Origin of the sequence: Polycladidibacter stylochi (assembly GCF_001562055.1) — a bacterium.
GTDB classification, from domain to species: domain Bacteria; phylum Pseudomonadota; class Alphaproteobacteria; order Rhizobiales; family Stappiaceae; genus Pseudovibrio; species Pseudovibrio stylochi.
The window spans coordinates 1-1270 of record NZ_LLWE01000012.1 but is presented as its reverse complement, the minus strand read 5'-3'; the positions used below and the strand labels follow the sequence as shown (position 1 = coordinate 1270).

2 protein-coding genes are annotated in these 1270 nt (G+C 46.2%); one reads left to right on the top strand and one right to left on the bottom strand.

Annotated elements, in window-relative coordinates:
- The first annotated feature begins 567 nt into the window (after nt 1-567).
- Nucleotides 568-777 (top strand): YdgH/BhsA/McbA-like domain containing protein, encoded by a 210-nt coding sequence (locus AYK67_RS01855; protein WP_064765250.1) that lies wholly within the window; start codon nt 568-570, stop codon nt 775-777.
- A 145-nt stretch (nt 778-922) separates the two neighbouring features.
- Here the strand turns inward: AYK67_RS01855 and AYK67_RS17335 are convergent.
- Nucleotides 923-1270 (bottom strand): hypothetical protein (locus tag AYK67_RS17335; protein WP_068081531.1); only part of this gene is annotated, 348 nt, incomplete at its 5' end.

Sequence of the window (1270 nt, the reverse complement as noted above, 5' to 3'; positions counted from 1 at the left end):
GATAAAAGTCTATCTTAGCTGCAATAGAGAATCCGACTCAAGGATAGGAATATCCATGAAAAATGGAATAATAAACACAGCAGACAATTGTTTTGATGAAATAAAAAGTTTTATTTCAAAAATATAAATCAAAATTAAGCCAGCCCTTCACAGGCTGGCTTATCCCAGAGCGTTATTAAACGCCGGATAACGTATAGAAAGCATCATATACTTTAGTTATCAGTAATCTCAAACGTCCTCAAGACATCACCAGATGCCAAAACAATGATTGTGCAAATCTAATGTAAAAGACCCAGCACAAGGCGCTCCCTTAAGTTATATTCTCTCTATTCACTTAAAAAAATTTTACATAAGACCATAATTTTACGACCCCTCGAGGCTATTCATCCTGCCCACCCCTAAATCAGAGTCTCACACCTGGTTTTGATGTGCTCATTTTTTTGTTCTATTTTTTTGAATGATATCCGCAAATTGTTTCGATTTTAATCAGCTCATGGTCGCCCTATCATTTATCACATCAGGGCAACAACGCCCCATACAGAACAAAATTACTTAAGGAATACGACCATGAAAACCATCAAAACTTTCGTTGCAGTTGCCACTCTATCCATGATGTCTTTCGGTGCGTTTGCTCAGAGCGTCAGCGCTACCGCCTCCACCCTGGATCGTGCTGAAGCAAAAATTGCCGCACAGGCCGCTGAACAAGGTGCGTCATACAAAATCACCAGCGCTCAGTTCAATAACCGTGTCCACATGACGGCTGAACTGACCAAATAAGATGGTCGCAGAGGGAGCTGCCGAACAGGTCGCCGGAAGGCGGCCCGTTTCGCCCCTTAGCAGGAAAACCTTCAGGCCCCTTCGGGGCTTTTTTGCATCTATCATTTAACATAAAGCCATGATTGTACGCACCGCTAAAACGGCCTCAGGGCGTTTCTGACGGGAAACCGGCAAAACAGGCAACAAACCACCCGAAACCCCGCCAGAAACGCGCAGGCTCTGTTTTTACGGCATGCATGAGTATGCACGCAAGTGCATAGCGCGAAAATTCACGCCATTTAGCCAGGGTTAGTCCTGTTTCCACCGTTCTTCCCATCCGAAAACGGTGAACGGGGACGCAATTTATTGCGTGGCCGTGAAGCGTTGCCGGCGCAGCCGGAAAACCGGATTTCATCACGTTCAGGAATCGGGTTCGTCGACGGCCGGCAATCACGTTAGGCAAGTCGCCGGACGACTCACCACACGATTCACCGGCGATTCGACTCGTGACTTG